5 protein-coding genes are annotated in these 3,619 nt (G+C 67.3%); all 5 read right to left on the bottom strand.

Annotated features, from left to right (window positions below; genetic code table 11):
• Positions 1-211 precede the first annotated feature (211 nt).
• The 5 genes from F8271_RS33935 to F8271_RS30480 all read right to left on the bottom strand — a co-directional run bounded on the left by F8271_RS33935 (position 212) and on the right by F8271_RS30480 (position 3,491).
• The gene (locus F8271_RS33935; protein WP_255473768.1) at positions 212-337 is read right to left on the bottom strand and encodes a hypothetical protein; all 126 of its coding nucleotides are present in this window, start codon (positions 335-337) and stop codon (positions 212-214) included.
• A 136-nt stretch (positions 338-473) separates the two neighbouring features.
• Positions 474-1,097 (bottom strand): transposase, encoded by a 624-nt coding sequence (locus tag F8271_RS30495; protein WP_151493249.1) that lies wholly within the window; start codon positions 1,095-1,097, stop codon positions 474-476.
• Positions 1,098-1,230: 133 nt separating this feature from the next.
• Complete coding sequence (locus tag F8271_RS30490) at positions 1,231-2,304, bottom strand: IS630 family transposase (RefSeq protein ID WP_225854879.1); 1,074 nt, start codon at positions 2,302-2,304, stop codon at positions 1,231-1,233.
• A gap of 301 nt (positions 2,305-2,605) precedes the next feature.
• A complete protein-coding gene (locus F8271_RS30485; protein ID WP_151493248.1) occupies positions 2,606-3,055 on the bottom strand; it encodes a SitI3 family protein in 450 nt (149 codons plus the stop codon).
• Between the two features lie 13 nt (positions 3,056-3,068).
• Complete coding sequence (locus tag F8271_RS30480) at positions 3,069-3,491, bottom strand: hypothetical protein (RefSeq protein ID WP_151493250.1); 423 nt, start codon at positions 3,489-3,491, stop codon at positions 3,069-3,071.
• Positions 3,492-3,619 lie beyond the last annotated feature (128 nt).

The following is a 3,619-nucleotide window of genomic DNA, read 5'->3' as shown; positions in this document are numbered from 1 at the left end:
AGCCACCGACATGACCCGTGATCAAAACAGCCCGCCCGGTAGCGGCCGCCACGCCACGCCGCACATCCCACGAGTCCATACAGAACCGCAGGTCAACCCAAGATCAACTTAAGCTACGTGGCATTGGACTCCAGCCGAGCGGGTGCGGCCGCAGGCCCCTATGCCCGTCCTTCCCGAGAGCAGGGTTCAGGCCGGGGCCCCGGCAAAGTCGTCAGATGAGGCCGAGTATTGCCAGTGGGCGGGTGCTGCCGCGGGCGTGATGCCGGTTGGCGGCGGCGATGTTGGTGACACCGGCGGTGCGGAGCGCGCCGATGGCGGCGTTACGCAGGGCGGCCATGACCTGTGGCCCGGCGCCGGTGCGGATCTGGGAGCGGTCTTCGTCGTAGGTTACGTCGCGGACCCGTTGCGCTGTGAGGCGCTGTTGTTCGTGTGGAGGTGAGAGACCTTCGCCGCTGACCTTGTCGGGGGGTGGCTCAGGACGCGGTCAGCAGTGTTCCCAGACGTCGGCGGGTGAGCCGGGCCGCGCGGGCCGGGGTGGGGACAGCGGTGAGGACGGTGCGGGCTTCCGGCCTGGTGAGGCCTCCGGGCAGGTGCGCCCAAGCGGACGCCGCCGCGGGGTAGTAGTCGCGTAACACCGATCGGAGCCGTCGCGCCAGTAGGGCGGCGGTGTGCAGCGCTTGTCGGTGGGCGCGGGTCATCTCTCGCGGCGCGGCGGCCTGGGGCGATACCGCCGGTGTGGGACGGTGGGCGTCTCCGTCGACCCGTAGTACGTGCGCGAGTAGATGGGCATCGCCCCGGTCGGACTTCTTGCGCTGCGCAGCGAGGCGGCTGCGGTAGTTGGCTACCTGCGTCGGGTTGAGCACGACGACCGGCTGGCCCGCCTTACGCAGGCCGGCGACCATCAGACCGCGACCAGTCTCGATTCCGATCGGGATCGACCGCCGACTGCGCCGCATCGCGGCGAGCGCGGCCAGGAGTTGGGCCAGACCGTAAACGTCGTCGGTCAGACGTAGGTGGGTGATGAGCTGACCTTCCTCGTCGACCACGGCCACGTCGTGATGACTCTCGCCCCAGTCCAGGCCCGCGTAGTACTTCATGATCGTCCAGTTCAGAGAAGGGGGCGTGGTGGTGCTGGTCGGGCGCACGGTCTCGCTTGAGGGCTCGGCGGCCCAGGATCGCAACGGGCATGGACCCGACCAGCCGGTGATTCGATGATCACCGGGCTGAACACTAGATCGACTTATGGCCGAGATCGAGTCGCGCCGATTGATTGCGGGATTTGCCCCACCTGGCCGGCCCGTCGGCGCCACCACGCGGGCCCATCCGCTCCGGTACCTTCCGGATACGCCTCGGCGGTCTAGGGTTTGTCGGGTGCCTGGTACGCAGCCGACAATGCCCCTGGCGATGCGGCCTGCCGAACCGGGTGACCAGCAAGCCCGTGCTCGCGCATTCACGCCAGGTCGGCAGGAACACCAAGTCGACCTGGTTGGCTTCGCACCAGGCGCGGACCTCGGGGTGCTTGTGCGGGGAGAAGTTGTCCAGGATGACGTGCAGCGTCTGGTCGGGCAAGCGGTGGCGCAGGGTCTTGAGGAAGCTGAGGAACTCGCGCCACCGTCTGCGGTCGCGGATGCGGTAATGCAGCCGGCCGGTGCCCAGGTCCAGGGCGGCGATCATGTGCCGGACTCCTTGGTCGCGGGTGTAGGTGGCCCGCAGCCGCACCGGCTCGCCCTGCGGTCGCCAGGCCCGGCCGGGGCGGGGTTGCAGGTTCAACGGCCCGAACCCATCAACGCAGATCACGCGCCCGTCGGCAGGTGGATGGTCGTAGAGGTCCAACACGCGGCGCATCTTCGTAGTGAAGTCGGGGTCGGTACTGGCCTTCCACGTCTTCGTGGCCTGCCAGGACACCCCGCGCTCGTGCAGGATCCGCCGGACGGTCTCCACGCTGATCGTGCTCACGCGGCCGGTGTCGATCAGGTAGTCGCGCAGCTTGGCAAGTGACCAGCAGGAGAACGGCCGGCCGAGGAAGCGGGGGTCGCACCGGGCGATGACGCAGATCCAGTCTCGGGTCTGCTCATCGATCCGTCTCGGTGCGCCCCCGCTCCATTTTGGGTGCAGCGCGTCGAACCCCCGCTCATTGAACGCGTGGATCACGTCCCGCACGTCGTCCTCGGTCACCTTGAGCAGGTAGGCGATGTCCGGCGCCGGCTGCCCCTGGGCGGACATCAGCACCACGATCGCCCGCCGCAGCTTCACCGAATCCTTCGCCCTCCGACCGATGCGCTGCAACCGCTGCCCCTCGGCCATCGACACCTGCCGGACGAACACCTCCGGGCGTCTACCCACTGGCCACCACCTCCCAAGACTCGTTGGGAGACAGCCTGCCCGACACGTCCTCAGAACTGACGGATTACACGATCAACGTTCAAAGACGAGGCACTAGCTACCAAGACGCCGTGGCGTAGGGCAACGATTCGGTCGGGGCGGCGGGCGTGGATGCCACTGGCCTGTCGGATGTCGCCGATCCGCAGCAGCGGTGAGAAACTTCCGGTCGGGTATCAGTATTGGGCGAGTGGCTGTGGTGGGTCCAGCCGAGGACGCACGCCGGTCAGGGGTGCAGAATCCTGTCGTAGTCTTCGTCGTACCACCCGTCGGTGTTGTGCTTCTGCAAGGTGCCCACGACGCGTGTCAGCATGAGCACGTCGCCGTTGAGGGTCAGGGCGGAGTCCTCCGTCGTGCCGGCGAGGATCCTGGCCACGGTCGCCAGCATGTGGGGTTTGCCCTTGTCGACCAGGGTGTCCTTGCGCATGTAGAAGCTGACGTCGACGTAGGTGTCTGGCTCCCATTCCCACAGTGCGCCATCGTCGTCCTCAGCGCTGTAGTAGCCGTGCCGGCCGCCGGTGATGTCCACGACGTACCCGTGCTCGTCGTTCAGGTCGGCGCTGAGCATCCTGCCGCCGGACGCCGTGGACGTCTCGACCGCTCCGGGAGCAGCAAGCTCCGCTACCTGTTCGAGTGGGATGTTGCCTGCCAGCGTCAGCCGGTACTCGACAGCCATCTGCATCCCTTCATCAGTCTCGCTGGATGATCTGAATGATCGCACCGTCGCGCGTTACCGCTGCCAGTTCCTTGAGCCCTGTGATGGGCCAGTCGTGGAACTGCTTGTGCAGGGTGGCGAGGTCTCCTCGCCAGTCGTGGAGGTTCAACATCACGCGTTGGGTCTGCTCGGTGTCAACCTTCCTGGACACCGCGCTCCAGACGGCGCGGGCCGGCACGGGAGGAGTGGGCGCGTAGCAGTCGAAGACATGCCCCTCGATGAGGAAGTCGGGTGCCTTTTCCGGCCTCTCAGAATCCCCAGTTTCTCGTAGCGCGTCCGCGACCTCCTGCCTCGTTGGGTTCTGGTGAACCCGGTACCCCTTGCCGGCGACCCTGTCGGCACACTCGTTCTCCAACTCCAGGGCACGCCGCTCCCGTGGCTTCTCGTTTGCGGAGATCCGGGTGAGACGTCCGGTAGGTGACCCCCCGAGCACGCCGGTGGGACGCCTGGTCCACGGGGTTCCTGCGTCAGTGTCCGTGGAGACGGTGCCGCCCGGGGTGGGGGTCGTCGGGGATGGGTCGCCGG

Source organism: Micromonospora sp. ALFpr18c, assembly GCF_008868155.1.
GTDB lineage: Bacteria > Actinomycetota > Actinomycetes > Mycobacteriales > Micromonosporaceae > Micromonospora.
This window is presented reverse-complemented; position numbering and strand designations above follow the sequence as displayed.